The organism is Bradyrhizobium sp. Pha-3 (assembly GCF_042258615.1).
Taxonomy (GTDB): domain Bacteria; phylum Pseudomonadota; class Alphaproteobacteria; order Rhizobiales; family Xanthobacteraceae; genus Bradyrhizobium.
Genome location: NZ_CP170152.1, coordinates 5,932,622 through 5,952,690, shown reverse-complemented (window position 1 = coordinate 5,952,690; position 20,069 = coordinate 5,932,622). Strand labels below are relative to the sequence as shown.

General features: G+C 64.0%; 21 protein-coding genes. 9 read left to right on the top strand and 12 right to left on the bottom strand.

The window, feature by feature from the left end; genetic code table 11:
- The first annotated feature begins 155 nt into the window (after positions 1-155).
- Positions 156-1,121, top strand: coding sequence for a tRNA dihydrouridine(20/20a) synthase DusA (gene dusA / locus ACE10Z_RS28385; RefSeq protein ID WP_375783704.1), 966 nt, complete (start codon positions 156-158; stop codon positions 1,119-1,121).
- Here dusA and ACE10Z_RS28380 read toward each other — a convergent pair.
- From ACE10Z_RS28380 to ACE10Z_RS28360, 5 genes are all read right to left on the bottom strand, one after another.
- Positions 1,096-2,037, bottom strand: coding sequence for a LysR family transcriptional regulator (locus ACE10Z_RS28380; RefSeq protein WP_375783703.1), 942 nt, complete (start codon positions 2,035-2,037; stop codon positions 1,096-1,098). The genes dusA and ACE10Z_RS28380 overlap by 26 nt on opposite strands.
- Before the next feature lie 141 nt (positions 2,038-2,178).
- Positions 2,179-3,345 (bottom strand): muconate/chloromuconate family cycloisomerase, encoded by a 1,167-nt coding sequence (locus ACE10Z_RS28375; protein WP_375783702.1) that lies wholly within the window; start codon positions 3,343-3,345, stop codon positions 2,179-2,181.
- A gap of 81 nt (positions 3,346-3,426) precedes the next feature.
- A complete protein-coding gene (locus ACE10Z_RS28370) occupies positions 3,427-4,296 on the bottom strand; it encodes an intradiol ring-cleavage dioxygenase (protein ID WP_375783701.1) in 870 nt (289 codons plus the stop codon).
- A 72-nt stretch (positions 4,297-4,368) separates the two neighbouring features.
- The gene (locus ACE10Z_RS28365) at positions 4,369-4,893 is read right to left on the bottom strand and encodes a flavin reductase family protein (RefSeq protein WP_375783700.1); all 525 of its coding nucleotides are present in this window, start codon (positions 4,891-4,893) and stop codon (positions 4,369-4,371) included.
- Positions 4,890-5,720 (bottom strand): hypothetical protein, encoded by an 831-nt coding sequence (locus tag ACE10Z_RS28360; RefSeq protein ID WP_375789942.1) that lies wholly within the window; start codon positions 5,718-5,720, stop codon positions 4,890-4,892. Before ACE10Z_RS28360 ends, ACE10Z_RS28365 begins: the two co-directional genes overlap by 4 nt.
- 79 nt (positions 5,721-5,799) lie before the next feature.
- On the opposite strand from ACE10Z_RS28360, the gene ACE10Z_RS28355 reads away from it, so the two are divergent.
- Both ACE10Z_RS28355 and catC read left to right on the top strand, forming a co-directional pair.
- Positions 5,800-7,377 (top strand): 4-hydroxyphenylacetate 3-hydroxylase N-terminal domain-containing protein, encoded by a 1,578-nt coding sequence (locus ACE10Z_RS28355; protein WP_375783699.1) that lies wholly within the window; start codon positions 5,800-5,802, stop codon positions 7,375-7,377.
- Positions 7,378-7,464: 87 nt separating this feature from the next.
- Positions 7,465-7,755 (top strand): muconolactone Delta-isomerase, encoded by a 291-nt coding sequence (catC, locus tag ACE10Z_RS28350; RefSeq protein ID WP_375783698.1) that lies wholly within the window; start codon positions 7,465-7,467, stop codon positions 7,753-7,755.
- Positions 7,756-7,822: 67 nt separating this feature from the next.
- Here the strand turns inward: catC and ACE10Z_RS28345 are convergent, their stop codons facing one another.
- From ACE10Z_RS28345 to ACE10Z_RS28330, 4 genes are all read right to left on the bottom strand, one after another.
- On the bottom strand, positions 7,823-8,407 hold the full coding sequence (locus ACE10Z_RS28345) for a TIGR02281 family clan AA aspartic protease (RefSeq protein WP_375783697.1): 585 nt from the start codon (positions 8,405-8,407) through the stop codon (positions 7,823-7,825).
- A 25-nt stretch (positions 8,408-8,432) separates the two neighbouring features.
- Positions 8,433-8,636 (bottom strand): DUF1289 domain-containing protein, encoded by a 204-nt coding sequence (locus tag ACE10Z_RS28340; RefSeq protein WP_375783696.1) that lies wholly within the window; start codon positions 8,634-8,636, stop codon positions 8,433-8,435.
- Positions 8,637-8,790: 154 nt separating this feature from the next.
- A complete protein-coding gene (locus ACE10Z_RS28335) occupies positions 8,791-10,395 on the bottom strand; it encodes a sensor histidine kinase (RefSeq protein WP_375783695.1) in 1,605 nt (534 codons plus the stop codon).
- Positions 10,396-10,853: 458 nt separating this feature from the next.
- On the bottom strand, positions 10,854-11,726 hold the full coding sequence (locus ACE10Z_RS28330; RefSeq protein ID WP_029078521.1) for an NAD(P)-dependent oxidoreductase: 873 nt from the start codon (positions 11,724-11,726) through the stop codon (positions 10,854-10,856).
- 204 nt (positions 11,727-11,930) lie between these two features.
- Here ACE10Z_RS28330 and ACE10Z_RS28325 point away from each other — a divergent pair, with 204 nt between their 5' ends.
- The 6 genes from ACE10Z_RS28325 to ACE10Z_RS28300 all read left to right on the top strand — a co-directional run bounded on the left by ACE10Z_RS28325 (position 11,931) and on the right by ACE10Z_RS28300 (position 17,165).
- Positions 11,931-12,368, top strand: coding sequence for a VOC family protein (locus ACE10Z_RS28325; RefSeq protein WP_212315226.1), 438 nt, complete (start codon positions 11,931-11,933; stop codon positions 12,366-12,368).
- A gap of 56 nt (positions 12,369-12,424) precedes the next feature.
- On the top strand, positions 12,425-13,555 hold the full coding sequence (locus tag ACE10Z_RS28320; RefSeq protein WP_375783694.1) for an Mrp/NBP35 family ATP-binding protein: 1,131 nt from the start codon (positions 12,425-12,427) through the stop codon (positions 13,553-13,555).
- A 153-nt stretch (positions 13,556-13,708) separates the two neighbouring features.
- Positions 13,709-14,002, top strand: a complete 294-nt coding sequence (locus ACE10Z_RS28315) for a hypothetical protein (protein ID WP_375783693.1) — start codon at positions 13,709-13,711, stop codon at positions 14,000-14,002.
- Between the two features lie 324 nt (positions 14,003-14,326).
- Positions 14,327-15,415 (top strand): TRAP transporter substrate-binding protein, encoded by a 1,089-nt coding sequence (locus ACE10Z_RS28310; protein WP_097672506.1) that lies wholly within the window; start codon positions 14,327-14,329, stop codon positions 15,413-15,415.
- A 246-nt stretch (positions 15,416-15,661) separates the two neighbouring features.
- Positions 15,662-16,750, top strand: coding sequence for a TRAP transporter substrate-binding protein (locus ACE10Z_RS28305; RefSeq protein ID WP_375783692.1), 1,089 nt, complete (start codon positions 15,662-15,664; stop codon positions 16,748-16,750).
- 124 nt (positions 16,751-16,874) lie between these two features.
- The gene (locus tag ACE10Z_RS28300; protein WP_375783691.1) at positions 16,875-17,165 is read left to right on the top strand and encodes a hypothetical protein; all 291 of its coding nucleotides are present in this window, start codon (positions 16,875-16,877) and stop codon (positions 17,163-17,165) included.
- A gap of 673 nt (positions 17,166-17,838) precedes the next feature.
- Here the strand turns inward: ACE10Z_RS28300 and ACE10Z_RS28295 are convergent.
- From ACE10Z_RS28295 to ACE10Z_RS28285, 3 genes are read right to left on the bottom strand one after another with little or no spacing between them, the layout of a single operon-like run.
- A complete protein-coding gene (locus ACE10Z_RS28295; RefSeq protein WP_375783690.1) occupies positions 17,839-18,171 on the bottom strand; it encodes a hypothetical protein in 333 nt (110 codons plus the stop codon).
- Positions 18,172-18,231: 60 nt separating this feature from the next.
- A complete protein-coding gene (locus ACE10Z_RS28290) occupies positions 18,232-18,432 on the bottom strand; it encodes a hypothetical protein (RefSeq protein WP_375783689.1) in 201 nt (66 codons plus the stop codon).
- A gap of 38 nt (positions 18,433-18,470) precedes the next feature.
- Entirely contained in the window at positions 18,471-20,063 is a 1,593-nt protein-coding gene (locus ACE10Z_RS28285) for an efflux transporter outer membrane subunit (protein WP_375783688.1), read from the bottom strand.
- Positions 20,064-20,069: the final 6 nt, after the last annotated feature.

The following is a 20,069-nucleotide window of genomic DNA, read 5'->3' as shown; positions in this document are numbered from 1 at the left end:
CTCCCCAAACCGTGTGCGACGTGTGCACTGACAGGTCAAAACGGGTACAAGCGTGTGCAAATTCGGCTATTGAAGTGCACAGGTTCATGGTTCGTTGTGTGGAAGGCCAAGGTAAGGCATTGAAATCACAGAGTTATATATTTTCAGTTGCTCCCATGATGGATTGGACTGACCGGCATTGCCGGGTCTTCCATCGCCTGATGTCACGGCGGGCGCGGCTTTATACGGAGATGCTGACCACGGGCGCCATCATCCACGGCGACCGGGCGCGGCTGCTCGGCTTCGATGCCAGCGAGCACCCGGTGGCGCAGCAGCTCGGCGGTTCCGATCCGCGCGATCTCGCGACCGCTGCGCAGATCGGCGAGGATTTCGGCTATGACGAGATCAATCTCAATGTCGGCTGTCCGTCCGACCGGGTGAAGGACGGCCGTTTCGGCGCCTGCCTGATGGCGGAGCCCGCGCTGGTCGCCGAGGGCGTTGCGGCGATGAAGCGCGCGGTGAAGATTCCTGTCACGGTGAAGTGCCGGATCGGCATCGACGACCAGGATCCGGAAGTCGCGCTCGATGTGCTGGCGCGCGGCGTGATTGCCGCGGGCGCGGACGCGCTCGTCGTGCATGCGCGCAAGGCCTGGCTCAACGGATTGTCGCCGAAGGAGAACCGCGACATCCCGCCGCTCGACTACGATCGCGTCTATCGCCTCAAGGCGGCGCTGCCGGATGTGCCCATCATCATCAACGGCGGGATCACGAGCCTTGCCGAAGCGAAGCAGCATCTGGCGCAGGTCGATGGCGTGATGCTGGGGCGGACGGCCTATCAGGAGCCGTGGCGGCTGCTCACGGTCGATTCCGAACTGTTCGGCGAAACGCCGCCGCACGCCACGATGAAGGACGTGTTCGCGGCGATGCTGCCCTATATCGAGCGGCAACTGGCCGAGGGCACGCGGCTGCATTCGATCACGCGCCATTTCGTCGGCGCCTTTCATGGCGTCCCCGGTGCGCGTGCCTTCCGCAGATATCTCGCGGAGAACGGCGTTCGGCCGGGCGCAGGAAGCGACGTGCTGCGCGATGCGATCGCGCGCGTCGACGACCGCGCGCCTATGGCTTGCGCTGACGCCGCGTGACGTCCTGTGCGACCTTCAGGAAGTTGAAGAGGTGCGGCATCCGGTTGTCGCGCCGGTAGTTCAGCGACAGCGCGGTGCCGGGATTATGTCCCTCATAGGCGCGGTAGGCGACGCCGGGCCGGTCCGCCTGCGAGACGGATTGCGGCACCAGCGCGATGCCGACGCCAACCGACACCAGGCTGATCGCGGTCTGGTAATCCTGCGCCAGCACCTGCGATTTCGGAATGAAACCCTCTTCGAGGCAGATGTTGAGGATGTGGTCGGCGAAGCTCGGGCGCGGCTTGCGCGGGTAGAGGATGAAGGTCTCGGCCTTGAGCGCCGACAGAAGCGTGACCTGCTGCTCGAGCAGCGGCGAGGTGTCGGACAGCGCGAGGATCAACGGCTCCTGCAGCAGCGGCTCCGACTTCAATTCCTCGTCGTCGAGCGAAGGGCGGGCGACGGCGATATCGATCTCGCGCTGGATCACCGCGCGCTTCTGCTCGGCGTTGTTCATCGCCGACAGCGCGAGCTCGACGTCAGGATAGGCGGAGCGAAACGCCTTGATCACGTTGGGCAGCACGCCATAGGTCGCCGATCCGACGAAGGCGACGCGCAGGTGCCCCGAAAAGCCTTCGCCGATCCGCTTGATCTCGCGATGCGTGCGGTCAAGCCGCTCCAGCACATCCCGCGCACGTTCCAGCAGAACGCTGCCGGCCTGGGTCAGCCGGATCTGGCTTCGGCTCCGGTCGATGAGCACGACGCCGAGATCGCTCTCCAGCTGCGCAATCTGCCGGCTGAGCGGCGGCTGGGCGATCGCGAGCCGCGATGCGGCACGGCCGAAATGCAGTTCCTCGGCGACGGCGACGAAGTAGACCAGTCGCCTCAGATCCATGACGTCGTCGCGATCGGTCACGGTCAGCCGGACGTTTGTCCGCACGCTTCCGCGGAAGCTGCGGGAAAGGCCTGCCGGGTTTGATATCGCGTGGTCATCGGCGCATGATCGAGACAGTGGTTCCAGCGGGAAGACTGAGCGGGCATCCCTGGATTGTCAATTATCAGCCCGACCGATGCCATCTCGCTAATCCTTCCGGGCGAAGGCACGGATCTTGTCCTCGTCGACCTCGACGCCGAGGCCCGGGCCATCCGGCACGGAGATCTCGAACTCGTCGAATCTGATCGGGTTGACGACGAGGTCTTCCACGAGGATCCGCGGGCCGAAATGCTCGCTGCCCCATTCGAGCCTGGGCAGGGTGGCGAATGCGGCGAGATGCGCAGCCGCGCCGATGCTGCTCTCCAGCAGACAGCCGCCGTAGAGCTCGAGGCCGTGCGCGGCCGCGACCGCGGCGGCGCGGTTCATTTCAAACAGGCCACCGCTCTTCACGAGCTTCAGCGAATAGACGCTGCCGCAGCCCATCGTGGCGACGCGGGCGATTTCCTCCTTGGTGAAAGCGGCCTCATCGACAAGCAACGGGATGGAGGTGCGCGCCGCGACACGCGCCATGGTTTCCAGCTGCAGCGCCGACACCGGTTGTTCGACCAGAGCGACGTCCAGTTCCTCAAGCGCGGGCATGAAGCGGATGCATTCGGCCTCGGTCCAGCCCTGGTTGACATCGACGATCAGGCGCACCTCGTCGCCGAGGCCGGCACGCAGCGTCTGCAGCCGCTTCAGATCGGCCTGTGGGCGATTGAAGCCGAACTTGATCTTGAATTGGCGGTGTTCGCGGCGCCGCAGCTTCTCCTTCGCTTCCTCCAGCTCCTGGCCGCTGTCGCCCGAGGCCAGCGCCCAGATCACTTCCATGCGCTGGCGAACCGCACCGCCGAGCAGTGCGCTGGCGGGGAGGCCGAGCGTCTTGCCGGCGGCGTCGAGCAGGGCGGACTCGATCGCACCCTTGGCCGCGAAATTGCGGGTCGCGGCCTTGCTCATCCGCAACGCATTGGCTTCGAAGGCGAGGGCAGGCTGCCCGAGCAGCGCCGGCGCCAGGTAGTTCATGACCGCAGCCTTGATCGATTCCACGCTCTCCTCGGCCCAGCGCGGCCCGCCGAGCGTCGAGGCTTCGCCGATACCGGTCACGCCGTTATCGAGCAGCACGCGCACCAGCACGTAGCCCTGATGCGTGACTTCCGTGTTCGAAAGCTTGTGCCGCCGGCGGGTCGGCGCTTCGACGATGGTGGCGCGGATACTGCGGATCGCAGTGTCCCTTGCGAGGCTCCGCACTTGCTCCACGGGCTGGGCGATTTCGATCACGGCACGACTCATAGGTCCTCGCAGGTCAGATAAAGATGTACCCTGCCAGGCCTTTCAGGGTCTGGCAGGGCGTGGTGTCTATCACTCGGCCGCGACGAGGCGCTCGACCGCCGCCTTCTTGAGCTTGAAGTCGAAATCAAGAACGAGATCGGTGCCGGCGCCGGCCGGTGCCTTGTCGAACTTGCCGATCAGGCTCTGCTTCACGGCGAACACCGAGTCGTTGTCGAGGTACTTGGTCTCGGAATCGTAGATCTGCGAGATCAGCGACTGATAGCCGTCCTTCGAGAGCATGAAGTGGATGTGGCCCGGACGCCAGGGATGGTGGCCCATGTATTTCAGGAGCTCGCCGCCGGCGCCGTCATAGGGGATCGGGTAAGGCTCGGGACGCAGCGCCACGAACGAATATTCGCCGTTGGCGTCGGTCGTGAACCGCCCGCGTAGATTATAGGCAGGCTGTTCCGGATCCTGCAGATCGTACAGGCCGTTCGGCGCGTCTTCCCAGACATCGATGGTGACGCCCTCGATCGGCCGGCCCGCGGTGTCGCTGATGCGCCCGCTGACCTTGACGGTCTGCGCGTTGTCGAACGTCTTCTTGATGATGGAGGCGCCCTTCGGCAGCACCGGCGGGTTCTCCCGGTAGAACGGCCCGAGCACGGTGGATTCGCTTTCGCCATCGGTGACCCGGTGGTCGAGCATGTCGACCAGCACCTCGACGCCGAGAATGTCAGCGATCAGGATAAACTCGTTGCGCTTCTCGTCCGAGATGTCGCCGGCGCGCCGCAGGAATTCGCAGGCGGCGAACCATTCGGCGAAAGTCAGGTCGACCTCCTTGCAGAACGCGTGCATGTGGCGAATCAGGCTCGTCATGATCTGACGGTTGCGATCCGGAATGTCGTTCGAGAGCGCGGCGATCACGTGGTCGGTGATGGTGTCCTTGGTGACGTTCAGCATGGTCGTTTCCTCCTTTTCTTGCAGTTTGGATCAAACTTGCATTCCCGTTTTCGGGAATTTCGGCTGGCGGTCTCACCAGATAAATTCGTAGGCAGCATTCTCCAGCATCGCGGGCGCCGGGTGCGGATCGGCAAGGCCGCCGAAGCGGCCGCGGCAGAACAGCAACGGCTTTTTGCTGGGCTCCAGTGCCATCTCGCGGACATGGCCGAGGAAGATGGTGTGGTCGCCAGCGACGACCTCATCCGCAAGATCGGTCACGAAATACGCCGCCGCGTTGGCGATGACAGGCAGCTCTTTGCGGCGTTCGAAGACGTCGCAGAGGTCGAGCCTGGGCTTGCCTGCGAAATGCCAGGCGAGATCTTCCATGCCTTCGGCGAGCACGCTGACCGCGAAGCGGCCGCTATTCTGGATGTTGCAGAGCATCTTTGCGCTTTTCGCGATCGAGATCGCGACCAGCGGCGGATCGAGCGAGACCGACATGAACGCATTGGCCGTCATGCCATGGTCGCGTCCCTCGCAATGCGTGGTGATGATGGTGACGCCGGTGCCGAATTGGCCACAGGCATTGCGCAGCTCGCGCGGATCGATGGCGGTCATGGGTTGATGACCTCGAGTTGGACCAAACCGGATCGGTTGGCAGGTGACGCGGTCACGATGTCTCGCCAGTTTTCCAGCGCCGACGCGGCGGCGGCAAGGCCGGATCGCCGAAGCGTGCGGATCCGGCTGCTGGAGACGATCTCGCCATTGCCGCAGCGCACCGGCGGCAGGATGCGCGTGTTGAAGTGCTGCCGCAGCAGCTGCGCGGTGCCGCCCTTGCAGGACCCGAAGCGGAAATCTTCGCCGACGACCACTTCACGCGGTTGCAGAAGCTGCAACTCGGCGAGGAAATCGGCCGCGGTGCGGCGGACGTAGAGCTGGTTGAAATCGGCGACGACGACATGATGCGGTGCGAATGTTGCGATGCGCTTGAGCTTTTCGCGCAGCGAGATCAGCGCCTCGGCTTGTCCGAAATACACTTTCGGTGGCGGATCGAAGGTATAGACCACGGCCGGAATGCCACGGCGTCGCGCTGCCGCAATGGTCTGCCGGAGCAGTTCCTGATGGCCGCGATGAACGCCGTCGAACGCGCCGATGGTCACGACGCAGGCGTTGAGGGCCAATTTCCCATCGCGATGGAAAGCGACAGCAGCGCTGTCAAAATCCTTGCCCAGATCCTTGGCCAAACCTTTGCCCATGGCTCGCTCCGGTTTTCGCTCCCTTGCCGTGCCGTGCGATTGCTGCATCAGCTGCGGCGTTGCGTCGGCCTGACGATCGTTCGCCGTCCGGTCCATCGAGTCATAGCCCGAGCCGCGGCGGTTCGCGCGGTATGGTGTGATACCTTTCGCCCGCTCAGGCTGAGCGCGTAGCTTTTCCGCCGATGTCACGCCGACCAAGAGCGTGACGGGATGGTCCGGGCCGGTAGCAACGCCCGCCGGTCCAACGACACAAGCGGAGGAGAAACCCATGACTACAGCAGCTGCCCTGCGGGCCGACGCGCCTGCGCCAACCACCAGCGTCTATACCGGCGCGGAATTTCTGGACAGCATCCAGGATGGCCGAGAGATCTACATCTACGGCGAGCGCGTCAAGAACGTCACCCAGCATCCCGCCTTCCGCAACTCGGCGCGGATGGTGGCGCGCTGGTACGACCGCTTTCACGCCAAGAAGGATCAGATCGGCGTCCTGACCGACACCGGCTCGGGACAGTTGACCCATCCGTTCTTCCTGGGCTCGCGAACGGCCGATGACCTGATCAAGGGCCGCGACGCGATCACCGAATTGCAGAAGGTTGCGTACGGCTGGATGGGCCGCTCGCCGGACTACAAGGCGGCTTTCCTTGGGACCTTGGGCGCGAATTCGGGCTTCTATGGCGAATACGCCGGCAACGCGAAGAAATGGTATGCCCGGACCCAGGAGCGGCTCGACTTCTGGAATCACGCCATCGTCAACCCGCCGATCGATCGCGACCGGGCGATCGAGGACGTGCGCGACGTCTTCATGCATGTCGAGAAGGAGACCGATGCCGGCCTGATCGTCTCGGGTGCGAAGGTGGTTGCGACCGGCTCGGCGCTGACGCACTACAATTTCATCGCCCACTACGGCATCCCGATCAAGGACAAGTCGTTCGCTCTGATCTTCACGGCGCCGATGGACGCCAAGGGCGTCAAGCTGATCGCCCGCTCGTCCTATGAATTCACCGCGGCCGCGACCGGCTCGCCGTTCGACTATCCGCTGTCCAGCCGTTTCGACGAGAACGACTCGATCCTCGTGTTCGACAAGGTGCTGGTGCCCTGGGAGAACGTCTTCATCTATGGCGACGTCGACAAGATCAACCAGTTCTTCCCGGCGTCGGGCTTCATCCCGCGCTTCACGCTGCATGGCGTGACACGGCTCGCCGTCAAGCTCGACTTCATCGCCGGTCTGTTCTCGATGGCGGTGGAGGCGACCGGATCGAAGGATTTCCGCGGCGTGCAGACGGCGGTTGGTGAGGTGATTGCCTGGCGCAATCTGTTCCACGGCATCTCGGATGCAATGGTGAAATCGCCGATCGCCTGGCAGGGGACCGAGGGCTACAATCTGCCCAACCTGAACTACGGGCTGGCCTATCGCGTGTTCGCCCCGATGGCCTATCCGCGGATCAAGGAACTGATCGAACGCCATGTCGCGAGCGGCCTGATCTATCTGCCGTCGAGCTCGGCCGACCTGGAGAGCGAGGCGATCCGGCCCTATCTCGATCGCTTCGTGCGCGGCTCCAACGGCTATGCCGCGATCGACCGGATCAAGCTGCTCAAGTTGCTCTGGGACGCGGTCGGCTCCGAGTTCGGCGGCCGGCACGAGCTCTACGAGCGCAACTACGCGGGCAACTACGAGAACCTGCGCGTCGAGACGCTGATGGCCGCGAGCGCGACCGGCGACCTCGGCGCCATGCAGGATTTCGTGCGCAATTGCATGAGCGACTACGACGTCTCCGGTTGGACGGCGAAGGATCTCGTCAATCCCGATGACATCAACCTCGTCAGTCGCGGTCTGGTGCAGGGCTGATTATCTGATAGACGGATTAGTGGAGCCGCCACGCTCGCGTGGCGGCTCCACGCCGTTGTCACCTCGCCGCAGAAAAGGTTCATCATCATGCTGTTTCACGTCGAAATGGAAGTGCGGATCCCGCACGATCTCCCGGCCGAAAGGGTCGATGCGCTGAAGCAGGCGGAACGCGTCCGCGCCATGGAGCTGCAACGCACGGGAGCCTGGCGCCATCTGTGGCGGGTGGCCGGGCGCTACGCCAATGTCAGCGTCTTCGACGTATCGGGCGCGCAGGAGTTACACGACATCCTGTCCAGCCTGCCGCTGTTCCCGTTCATGGAGATCCGCGTCACCCCGCTATGCCGGCATCCATCGTCGATCCACGACGACGACCGCTAGCGCCAAAGCGTTTTCGAGCGAAGTGGATGCCGGTTCGCGTGAAGAAAACGCGTCAAGACAAGAAACGCTAGTCGACAACCGCGCGCGGGCGCCGGTGACGGCTTGAGGTGTTGATGCTGCCGGTGACGTCGGGGTACCCGGTGAGGCTCAGCGTATCGGAACGGACCCCCCAGCTTTCGAGCCGGTCGAGGAAGCTCATGCCGAGCAGGTTGGTCTTCATCTGTCCGCGCTGCACCACCAGCGCCGGCACCGATTTCTCGACCAGCTTGCCGACCGCGAGACGATCGAGCGTCAGCCGCGCCGCCTTGGTGTGACCGCCGGCGGTCTCCAGGTCGACATTGTATTCGAGCATGTCGGTCGGCAGCCCGATCGCCTTGGCGGTTTCCCAGGTCAGCACGACAGAGGTTGCGCCGGTGTCGATCACCATCGGCGCGCTGACGCCGTTGATCTTGGCGCGGAACGCAAACTCGCCGCCCTGGCTGCGCGCAATCTGCACCGCGGGGGCAGGGGCGGCGGCCGGCGCAGCGATGCTGCGGCCGAAGATCTGGGTCAGATTTTGCCTCGCGCGCGCGATCTGATCGGGATCGCCATAGGCGACAACGGCGCCGGCGGTTGCCATCAGCAGCAGGATGACAAGGAGGATGCGGGTCACGGTGCGGCTCCGGTCGCGACGGTGGTCACGCGCGCTTCGGATGCGGCTCCATGCGCTCGAGCCCGGCCTCGGCCATCCGCGCCGGCAGCGTCGCCATGACCGACAGCCGCTCCGCGCGGTCCATCTTGTGCCAGCGCGCGATCTCCGGAAGCGTGCGACCACAGCCGAAGCAGAGCTTCGTCCTGGGGTCCATCATGCAGACTGCGATACACGGCGTTTCTGAGCTCATTCTTCAACTGTTGAACCGTTTCACCCGCCAGTGCAAGTCGGTCGAATCGGGATGCACCATCACGCCCCGGCTTTTTGTCGCGAGCATGGTCCTGGCGCGAACGCCTTGCATATATGGGCAACGAAAACCGCGTCACGATTGTCCGCGACATGCTCTACAATCCGGTGCCGGCACTCATGATCGACCTGCGGCGCACACGTTTCCGGTCGGCGCCCATCGCGGGCTCGACGGGCTCCGGCTGCATCGGCGGCGCGTCTTCCGTCATCGGCGCCAGCGCGCTCATCACCCGCTCCGGCGGCAAGGTCACGATCACCTCGGTGCCGATGCGCAGCTTCGATTTCAGCGTGAAGGTGCCGCCATGCATGTCGATCAAGCTCTTCGCGATCGGCAGCCCAAGACCCGCACCTTGTTCCGCCGACTTGATCGAGTTGGAGCCCTGGCCGAACGAGGCCAGCACGACCGGGATCTCGTCCTCGGCGATGCCGCTTCCGGTATCCTTGACGCTCAGATATTGCCCGCCCGACGCGGTCCAGCCGACCTTCAGCCAGATCTCGCCGCCCTGCGGGGTGAACTTGATCGAGTTGGAGAGCAGGTTGAGCACGACCTGGCGGATGGCGCGCTCGTCGCCCCAGATCCGGGGCATGCCATGCTCGAACACCTCGTGAATGGTGATACCGCGGCTGGAGGCGCGCAGCTTCAGCAAATGGTGGCAGTCGGCGACGACATGCACCAGCGCCACGGCCTCTTCGTTCAGCTCGTAGCGGCCGGCCTCGATGCGGGACAGATCGAGGATCTCGTTGATGAGGTTGAGCAGGTGCACGCCGGAATTATGGATGTCGGCGGAATATTCCTTGTAGACCGGCACCGCGTGCGCACCAAAGATCTCGCTCTTCATCACCTCGGAGAAGCCGAGGATGGCGTTGAGCGGCGTGCGCAGTTCGTGGCTCATCTGAGCCAGGAAGCGTGACTTGGCGACGTTGGCGGATTCGGCGCGGTGCCGCGCCTCGTCGGAGATTGCCTTGGCCTGTTCCAGCTCGCCGATCAGCGCGTCCTTTTCGGCGCGGGCTTCCAGCGTCGCCAGCGTGGTCGAATGCAGGCGATGGGCCAGCAGCGCGAAATAGCCTTCGGCGGCAAGCGCAAGCAGCGCCAGCACGTAATTGTCGAACGCGCCGTTGAGCACGAGGTCGAGCGCAATCCCGACCGTCACCGGAACGGTCGCCGCGAGTGCTGCGATCGGCAGGCTTGCCGCCAGCATGCTGGAGACCGCGATCACCAGCAGCATCAGGAACATCATCAGCGTGTTGGAAGAGAGATCGCGCACGGCGGGGTGGATCAGGATCGCGGTCCAGCACAGGCCGTAGAGCAGGTCGAGCAGCACGAAGCGCGTCCGCCATTTGCGGGTCACCGCGACCGAGGTCGGCTCGGCGAGGAAGCGGGCGCAGCTGCGGATGATGGCGAGATGGACGCCGAGGATGCCGACCGTCCAGGCGCCGGCCACGATCGGCTTCATCCAGAGGCCAAACAGGACGCCGGTTGCCACCACGAGCAGCATCACGACGTAGGATGCCGAGATCCGGGTCTGGGCATATTGCCGGAGCAGTTCGGCGTCGAACGCCGGGCGGGTTCCACTGGTTGACGTTAACCGATCCCGCGCCTCACGCACCCGCTGCGCTGCGACGCGCCGGCTGTTCACCGGCGCCGTCACCTGAGGTCCTGCCGGAAGCTGTACAACTTCAGGCTTTTCTGCGGGATTACTCATCAACAACACAAATCCTGCCCGCGAACCGCGCGGGCTTTTTGCATTGTCTATCTGTGACGCCAATTCATTAAGCGTTACCTTAAAGAGCTAAAGAAAAGCGTTAACCGGAGGTTAAATTAACTTTTGTGCAGGCGCCGCGCCGTTGGTCCGAGAAGAGCCACGGCTTTCGAGGACTGCAACGAAAGCCGGCATGTTTCGGCATACATCTATTGCGTGACCGCCTGCGAACCCCAGACGCTGGCCACGTCCAAATGATTTCGGAATAATGGAAATGTGCCCCTGATTTGCCCGACGTGTCAAGTTGCCAAATCGAATGCCGGCGGCGGGTCAGCTACTTTGCATGGGGTTGTTTTCGATATTTTGGCAGCGCGCACCTTCTAAGGGGAATGCTCCTTCGCGAGACGAGGCTGCATGGCACGGTGACCCGCCGACGCGGGTCACCGTGCCAATGCGAGCAGCTACCGCTGCAACCGCGCCAGCAGGCTCGACGTATCCCAGCGCTTGCCGCCCATCTTCTCGACCTCGGCATAGAACTGGTCGACCAGCGCGGTCGCCGGTAGCGTCGCGCCGTTGCGGCGGGCTTCCGCCAGCGCAATCGACAGGTCCTTGCGCATCCACTCGACCGCGAAGCCGAAATCGTACTTGCCCTCGTTCATGGTCTTGTAGCGGTTCTCCATCTGCCAGGACTGCGCGGCACCCTTGGAGATGGTTTCGATCACGGCGGCGACGTCGAGGCCGCTCTTCTTGGCGAAGTGGATGCCCTCGGACAGGCCCTGCACGAGGCCGGCGATGCAGATCTGGTTGACCATCTTGGTCAGCTGGCCGGCGCCCGCCGGTCCGAGCAGCTTGCACATCCGCGCATAGGCGCCGGTGATGATCGGCTCGGCGCCCGCGTAGGCGTCTGCGCTGCCGCCGCACATCACCGTCAGCACGCCGTTCTCGGCGCCGGCCTGGCCGCCCGACACCGGCGCGTCGACGAACTTGAAGCCGGCCTTGGTGGCGGCGGCATCGAGCTCGCGGGCGACCTCGGCGGAGGCGGTGGTGTGGTCGACGAAGGTCGCGCCCTTCTTCATGCCGGCGAAGGCGCCGTCGGCGCCGATCGTGACCGCGCGCAGGTCGTTGTCGTTGCCGACGCAGCACATCACGAAATCCTGGCCTTCGGCGGCGGCCTTCGGGGTCGGCGCCGTCTTGCCGCCGAACTTGTCGGCCCATTCCTTCGCCTTCGCCGCGGTCCGGTTGTAAACGGTGACCTCATGGCCGCCCTTTTTCACGAGGTGTCCCGCCATCGGGAAACCCATTACGCCGAGACCGAGGAAAGCGACTTTAGCCATGTCTGTTACCTTGTGATTTGCCGTGGTGATCGCCCCTTGGGACCGCCCGGAAAACGTCGCGGCGGGCAGGGCATTCCGTCCATGGAAGGGAGCCGCACCATACCCCCTGCGCAGCGGAGGGCAACGGCTTCGTTGGATGGCAGACCCCGGTTTTGTGCTAGGATCGGCCCACCAAAGAACCTCACAAAAAAGGGAGTGTCTCGCATGGGCATGAGCGTCGGTGTGCTCGATCATTTCAATATCCGGACCCGGAATCTCGCCGCCACGGTGCGGTTCTATGAGGACATTTTGGGCCTGGAAAAAGGTGCGCGGCCGAACTTCGCGTTCCCCGGTGCGTGGATGTACAGCGAGGGCAAGGCGGTCGTGCATCTGGTCGACATTTCCGCGACCGACGAGGCGCAAAAGCCTGACTCCGGCGTCGTCCATCACGTCGCCTTTGCCAGTCAGGGCTTTGACGGGATGCGGAAGCGGCTGCAGTCCAAAGGTATGGAATTCGACTCGCGACAGGTTCCCGGCGGCGATCTCTGGCAGATCTTCGTCAACGACCCCAACGGGGTCATGATCGAGCTGAACTACGAGGCCGCCAAGGAGGGCGGCGCCGCAGCGCCGGCCGAGCGACGGGACGACGTCGGAGCGAGGTAGCCTTTTGCGCTGCAACGCTCTATGGGTGCTCTCTTGAATTTGCCAGGAGATGCGTGGTGAGCGTGACGCAGCAACAGGTTCTCGATTGTCTTGCCAAGGTGATGTCGCCGCGCGGCACAGCCTTGACCAACGCCAATGTGCTGTCGGCGATCACGGTCACCGACGGCAAGGTGTTCTTCTCGATCAACGTCGATGCCGCGGAAGCCCGCGCCTGGGAGAGCGTGCGTGCGCAGGCCGAGAACGCCGTGCGCGCCATTCCCGGCGTCAGCGTCGCGATGATCGCGCTGACCGCGGAGCGCAAGGCCGGTGGTGCGGCGCCTGCGCCGCGGCCGGCCGGCGGCGTCCAGCCTGCGTCCGCGCACCGTCATCCGCACCCGCCTGGTGCGCAATCGCCGATGGCCCGGCAGGCCGAGATCCCCGGCATCTCCGCCGTCATCGCGGTTGCCTCCGGCAAGGGCGGGGTCGGCAAGTCGACCACGGCGCTCAATCTTGCGCTCGGTCTGCGCGACATCGGCCTGCGCGTCGGGCTGCTCGACGCCGACATCTACGGCCCATCGGTGCCGCGATTGACCGGCATCCGCGAGAAGCCGCAGCTCAACGACGACAAGAAGATGATCCCGCTGCATCGCTTCGGCCTGTCGATCATGTCGATCGGCTTCCTGGTCGAGGAGGACACCGCGATGATCTGGCGCGGGCCGATGGTGATGTCGGCGATCACCCAGATGCTGCGCGACGTTGCCTGGGGCACGCTCGATGTGCTGGTCGTCGACATGCCGCCCGGCACCGGCGACGCCCAGCTCACGCTGGCGCAGAACGTCCCGCTCAAGGGCGCCGTCATCATCTCGACGCCGCAGGACCTTTCGCTGATCGACGCGCGGCGCGGATTGGCGATGTTCAAGAAGGTCAATGTGCCGGTGCTCGGTATTGTCGAGAACATGAGCTATTTCCAGTGCCCGCATTGCGGCACGCGCTCGGACATCTTCGGCCATGGCGGCGCCCGTCACGAGGCCGAGAAGCTCGGGGTGCCGTTCCTCGGCGAAATCCCGCTGCACATCGCCATCCGCACCGCCTCGGATTCCGGCAACCCGGTGGTCGAGAGCGAACCGGACGGGCCGCACGCGGCGATCTATCGCGCGATCGGCAGCAAGGTCCGCGAGCAGCTGCAAGGCGTCATCGCCGCCGCCTGAGCCCGCGCTGTTGCCCCGGTCAGCCGGCGGGCCTCAAAGGCCGGCATCCCGGCGGCCTTTCTTCACAGGCCTGTCGCCCTTGGACGATTGCTGAATCGCGTCCGGCCTGTATGTTTGTCCAGCACTGGCCGAATCGTACCACCGTTCCGTCAATTGAAGGCGGGCACGGGTAGCCGAAATGCGGGGAGGGGCCGTGAGGCGACCAGCGACATGGCAGCATCACGCGAAGCAAACAAACAACGCCGCAAGCATCTGACGCGGGAGAAGCGTGAAGAGGCCTCCCGGGCGGCGTTCAACCTTGCAAAGAAATCCGGCTCGATCGGCGAGGCCGCCGTGGCGATCGCCAAGACCTTTGGCGTCAGCAAGACGACCGCGCAAAGCTGGATCCGGCGTGGGCGGTATTTGGCCGACAAAGCCAAGAAGGCGCGAGAGGCGACGCGGCGCTGATTGCGACGGGAGCCCGGTGGTTGAGCGCCAGCCGGGCGGTCCGCACGCGGCGATTTACCGCGTCACGGCGACAAGCTCCGCGAGCCGCTGCAGGCCGTCTTCACCGCAGTCTGAGCCCGGATTTTCCGGCATATTCCCGCCTCATCAGACTTTCGTTTAATTGGTGCGGTCATGCCATTGTCGCGTTTCCGTGAGGCCGTCTTCCGTGTTAAAGGGCCGACCGAGAGCGCCTCGGCGGGCGTTTGCGAGTGTTCTGCTTGCAAGCGTCCTGCCGGAGAACTGCTTGCGGTCACTGGGAAACGCCCCTCAAGGAGAAGCCTTACGATGAAGCGTCGTGATTTTTTGAAAGTGTCTGCGGCCGGTGCTGCCGCGACGGCGGTTGCCGCGCCGGCGATTGCGCAGTCCTCGCCTGAAATCAAGTGGCGCCTGACCTCGAGCTTCCCGAAGTCGTTGGACACCATCTATGGCGGTGCCGACCAGGTGGCGAAGTATGTCGCCGAAATGACCGACAACAAGTTCCAGATCCAGGTGTTCGCGGCGGGTGAGATCGTCCCCGGCCTGCAGGCGCTGGACGCGACCTCCAACGGCACGGTCGAGATGTGCCACACCGTGTCCTACTATTATGTCGGCAAGGACCCGACCTTTGCGATCTACGCGTCGGTGCCGTTCGGCCTCAACGCGCGCATGCAGAACTCCTGGTGGTACCAGGGCGGCGGCGAGGCGCTCGGCAACGAGTTCTTCAAGAAGTTCGGCGTGATCGGCTTCCCCTGCGGCAACACCGGCACCCAGATGGGCGGCTGGTTCCGCAAGGAGATCAAGACGGTCGCCGATCTCTCCGGCCTCAAATTCCGGATCGGCGGCATTGCCGGCCAGGTGCTGCAGAAGGTCGGCGTGGTGCCGCAGCAGCTCGCCGGCGGCGACATCTATCCGGCGCTGGAAAAGGGCACCATCGACGCCGCCGAGTGGGTCGGTCCCTATGACGACGAGAAGCTCGGCTTCCAGAAGGTCGCCAAGTACTATTACTATCCGGGCTTCTGGGAAGGCGGCCCGACCGTGCACGCCTACTGCAACCTCGAAAAGTGGAACGCGCTGCCGAAGAACTACCAGGCGATCCTGACCAACGCGACCGCCAACGCCAACACCTGGATGGCTGCGCGCTACGACATGCAGAACCCCTCGGCGCTGAAGCGGCTGGTTGCCGGCGGCACGCAGCTGCGTCCGTTCACCAACGAAGTGCTCGAGGCCTGCCTCAAGGCGACCAACGAGCTGTGGGGTGAAATCTCGGCCAAGAATGCCGACTTCAAGAAGTCGATCGACGCCATGCAGGCGTACCGTTCCGACCAGTATCTGTGGTGGCAGGTCGCCGAATACACCTTCGACAGCTTCATGATCCGCTCGCGCACCCGCGGCTAACAGCGCTTCGAGCGTTCGCGAGACGAGAACGCGCCCAAAGCTTCGACTTAAGTAGCCCGGCCCCCGCAAGGAGGCCGGGTTTTTTGCGTCTGGCATTCGCCGAGGGGATGTTCCATGCTCGCGCCCGAAGCCTCGGCACGAAGGCGGCGCGTGATCGGTCACCGGTCATGACAGCAAAGAAACGCAGCGCGACGATCGCAAGCAGTCGACGCTCGGACAATCACAATCATACAGGGTGGGATTCAAATGAAGCGCAGAGATTTCATCAAGGTCACGGGTTTGGGCGTCGCAGGCGCGGCAACGGTCGCAGCTCCCGCGATCGCGCAGTCGATGCCGGAGCTCAAATGGCGCCTGACGACGAGCTGGCCGAAGTCGCTCGACACGCTGCATGGCGGCGCCGAGCTGATGGCCAAGGCGGTCGGTGAAGCTACCGACAACAAGTTCCAGATCCAGACCTTTGCTGCCGGCGAGATCGTGCCCGGCCTGCAGGTGCTCGACGCCGTGCAGAACGGCACGGTCGAGATGGGGCACACCGCGCCCTACTACTATTTCGGCAAGGACCCGACCTTCACCTTCGGCTCCTCGGTGCCGTTCGGGCCCAACATGCGGCTCAACCAGGCCTGGTTCATGCTGGGCGGCGGCAAGGACCTGCTCAACGAGTTCTACAAGAGCTACAACGTCACCTCGCTGCTCGCCGGCAACACCGGATGCCAGATGGGTGGTTGGTTCCGCAAGGAGATCAACACCGTCGACGATCTCAAGGGCCTCAAATTCCGCATCGGCGGCTTTGCCGGCAGGGTGATGCAGAAGCTTGGCGCGGTACCGCAGCAGCTCGCCGGCGGCGACATCTACCCGGCGCTGGAAAAAGGCACCATTGATGCGGCCGAGTGGGTCGGTCCCTACGACGACGAGAAGCTCGGCTTCTACAAGGTCGCGCCGAACTATTACTTCCCGGGCTGGTGGGAAGGCGGCCCGATGCTGGTGGCGATGATCAACCTCGACAAGTGGAATGCGCTGCCGAAGCACTATCAGTTCGTGCTCGAGCAGGCCGGCCATCTCGCCAACAACTGGATGATGGCGCGTTATGACCAGGCCAATCCGGTCGCGCTGAAGAAGCTGCTCGCGGCCGGCACCAAGCTGCGTCCGTTCCCGTCTGCGGTGATGGAAGCGTCCTTCAAGGCCGCCAAGGAGCTGCATGCCGAGGTTTCGGCGACCAATGCCAACTTCAAGAAGGTCTATGACTCGCTGACGTCGTTCTCCAACAACGGCTATCAGTGGTTCCAGGTCGCCGAAGTCGGCTTTGACAATTTTATGGCACGCCACTCTCAGGTCTGACGCCGCTCACCTTCGGAGCAAGCAGGAATCCCGGGGCAAAGCTCCGGGATTTTTGTTTGGAGCCGGCAGGGACCAGCCAAATGAATGCTTTTCGGCACGATTCGTGCTAGCGTTATTCAGGAGTGTGAATCAGGGCGCCAATATGCGTTTCCTCGGTCTTATCCTGCGGACGCTGTTTCTGATCCTTGTGGTGGTCATAACGGCTCGCGTCGCGAGCCCGCAGAACGAAACCATCTGGTCGGCCTACGAGACGCCATCGGATTTGTTTCGCATCATCCTGGGCGCCGCGGTCTGCCTTTTCGTGGCCTTCCAGATATTCACCTATTCCAGAGATCCTGCGGACATGCGCAGGTGGGTCATCATCGGGGGCGCCGCGGTGCCGTTGGCGCTGATATGCGCGGCCGTCATCTGGTAGGTTGGCCCGGGATCGTCGACGGTGACCGGTGTGTGCGCCAGCCGCCGGGAGGAAGCGGGTTCACCGGGGCAACCACCGCGCCAATAGGGCCCAAGCCAGGAGCAGCGCGAGGGTTGGCGGCACCCATCTCTGGATTGGAAAGCCGAAAGTCGTAACGTACCCCACGAGCCAGTTGCGCATTCCCAGCCTCCGCATCCTGAGCTCCACAGCGGGAGGCTATAACGACGCGCTTACACCGGACTTACAGGGGGGTCACAGGGAGCTCGGGTCGTTGTGCGACTATTCGAGACCGAGCAAAGGGTCAGTAAGCGAACTCGTGTGCCGAGTTGCATCTCAGCCGATAGGTCTCGCCCCGCCTGGGGGGCGACTTCTGCCGTGGGATCTCCCTCAGCAGTCTTCTCACAAATTGCGGTCCGTTCGATGGGGTGACCTCCAGGGTCACCTGTACAAGCCAGTATCCGATCGGCGCGTAAGGCAGCTCTTCGGAATGCAGAACTCGGGCGGTGCAATCGTTCGGGTTGGTGGCGGACGCTTGGGCGTTCGGCAGGACGCCCAAGCATGCGGCGGCCATCAACGGCACAACACCGAAAACGCCGCATTTCATGGGGTCTTTCCTTCGCAAGGAACTGGCCCGACAGGGTACCGAATGGCTGCCATGGCATGACACCCTTGATCAAAACGGAAACGGGAATGACCGCACCCGAACGCGGCTTTCGAAGCCCAGCCCGATGGCCGGTCCGGTGCGGTAATGGCCGTTATAATGCCCCCCGCCTGGGCAGTAATTCGGATCCTGTCGCTCCTGATCGTCGATCTTCCGGCGATAGCTTCGCTGCTGATAGCGTGTCTGCCAGCAATGGCAGTTCTGGTCACACGCTAGCCGTATCCGAACGGCGCTTGCGGGATGTTGCGGCGACAGCCGCGTGACCTGAACAGGCGCCGCGCGGGCAACCGACGCCATCATGGCACCGGCCGCAGCGATGAGAAGCAGACGCGTTGTATTTTTCATATGGGTCTCATCGAGCCGATCAGCGTGAATCCCGGAAGCTAAATCAATTGCGGGGTGCCGCTATTTCCTCGGCGATCGCTTTGGCGGCGATGCTGGAGGCGTTGATACGGCACCTTGCGTCGTGCGAACCACCGGGTTCTTCTGCTCGGCGGGACCGCCGAGATTGCTTGGCTTTTTAGGACCGCCGACCGCGCTTTGTGCGGCCGCGGATCCCGCCGAGAGCGCAAGGAGAATTGCCGCCAAGGTGAGCATTTTTTTCATTCGTCGGTTCCTCCAGTCAGTAGCCTCGTGGGCGCTTTTTAGCGGGCAGGGGGCCCATTTTCGCTGACCTGCTGCGGGGCGGCGGGCAAATCCTCCAGGGCACATTTGCGCCAGTCGTCGGATGCGCAGTTCGTTGGCCAGCCGCCACCAAGCGCCATGAAAAGCGCAGCGCTGTCCGAGAGGCGCGTCGCCTGGGCCTGAACGCGGACCACTGCCGCCGTCAGATAGACTTGCTGGGCATTAAGCACGACCACCTGATTGACCTGCCCGAGAGCAAGCTGCTTCTGAATGATGTCGAGGCTGGCCTTCGCGGCGAGCTCGGCCTTGACCGCAGCCTGCAAGGCGCGCGCGTCGGCTTGCAGGCTGCGCAAGGCGTCGGCGACGTTCTGCATCGCCGTGACGACAGCCTGGCGATAGAGCGCATCGGCCTGGTCCACCGCGGCCTCCGCGGCCTTCTGCTTGTGGTAGAGCGTCAGGCCATCGAACAGGGGCTGGGTCGCGCTCGCGGCGATGACGTAGAAGCTGGTTCCCGGCGTGAACAGCTCGGCGAGGCTGAAGGCGGCGGCGCCGGCATTGCCGGTGATCGTGATGTTGGGCAGCCGCGCCGCGATCGACACGCCGACCTGGGCATTCGCCGAGTGCAGCAGCGCCTCTGCGGCCCTGACATCCGGACGCTGGGCGATCATCTTGCTCGGCAGGCTCACCGGCAGGTGTGCGGGAAGCGCCAGGTGGTCGAGCGTGAACTTCTGCAGGATTTCGTCAGCCGAGAATTGCCCGGCCAGCGACGTCAGCAGGTCGCGCTGGACCGCGAGCTGCTTTTCGAGCGGCGGCAGCAGTTGCTCGGACTGGGCCAGTGCGGCCTCCTGCGCCAGCACGTCAACCTGGGCGGCGCTGCCCGCGTTGAACTGGTTCTTCACGATCTCCAGAATGCCGCGTTCGATCTTCACGACGCGCTGGATCGCGGCAATCTGGCCGCGCAGCGATGCTTCCTGGATCGCCGCGGTGACGACGTTGGCCGTCAGGGTCAGGTAGGCCGCTTCCAGCTGGAACAATTGCTGCTCGGAGATCGCGTCGAGACTCTCGACCGCGCGAATGTTCTGGCCCCAGATGTCCGGCACGAAGCTGACGTTCAGTTGCGCGGTATGAAGCGAAAATACCGAGGGAGACTGGCCACCCGGGCCCGAACCCGATGCGCCGGAAATCTGCTGCTGGGAAGGCGTGTAGTTTGCGCCGAGCTGCGGGAAGAACAGCCCGCGCTGGGCCAGCGCGTTGTATTGGGCGATCCTGATCGACGCCTCGGCCGCCTGCAAAGACGGGTTGTGCGCGACCGACATCTTGATCAGCTCGTCGAGCGGCTTCGACCGAAATGCCGTCCACCACCGCAGCGACACGTCCTCTCCGCTGACGAAATGCTGCTTGGGCACGCTGGGTCCCCCGGCATTGGTGCTGGGGGAAGCTAGCTTCTCGGGTGTGTAGCGGTCGACATCCGGAGCGGCCGGCGGAACGAAATTCGGGCCGACGGCGCAGCTTGCCAGCAATAGCCCGGCGGTCCCGGCGCCAAGCGTCGGACGCAGGGCGCGCCTTCCGCACAGTGCGAGTGCGGCAACAATTCTTGCGACGGTCTCGGACATCGGCCG